Below are 571 nucleotides of genomic sequence, written 5' to 3'. Positions count from 1 at the left end.
TTAGGGGATTTTGGGGAATTTTGCAAAGGTCTCATTTTGCAAGATTTTAGTTTAATCATCAAACAGGGAACAGCAAAAATCCCCGCTGCAACGGGGATTTTTGTTCGGCTCTCGCCTGTGTGATTAACTTCACTAGGAGAAGCTAAAATGCTTAAATTCCTTATGCGTGGGAAAAAGTTGCTGCTGTCCGTTGAAGTGAACCACAAGTTCATTTTAGCGGTTGCTTTGCTGTTAAGTCAATGCAGTAGCTAACCCGACCACAATCAAAAAAACGCAAGTTTTCCGCCTACTCTGTGAGTGGGCGGTTTTTTCTTATTTCAAATCTGTGACACAATATCTGTCGCCTTTCTTGCCATAATTGCACTGTGTCTCAATGACTTTAACGCACGTTCGCTTATCGCAACGGCTGGTTGTAGCGCCCATTCTCATTTCGCAGTGCTACAATGGACGGCGGTTCTAAAATATGAAAACTCAAGTTGTAGCTCCCATTCTCATTTCGCAGTGCTACAATAAACTCAACGCATCTAACATAGTTCACACTGTTGTAGCTCCCATTCTCATTTCGCAGTGC

Source organism: Neisseria sp. HMSC070F02, from assembly GCF_001814225.1.
In the GTDB taxonomy this organism is placed as follows: Bacteria; Pseudomonadota; Gammaproteobacteria; order Burkholderiales; family Neisseriaceae; genus Neisseria; species Neisseria meningitidis.
The sequence above is the reverse complement of the archived record's forward strand: the minus strand, read 5'-3'. Positions refer to the sequence as shown.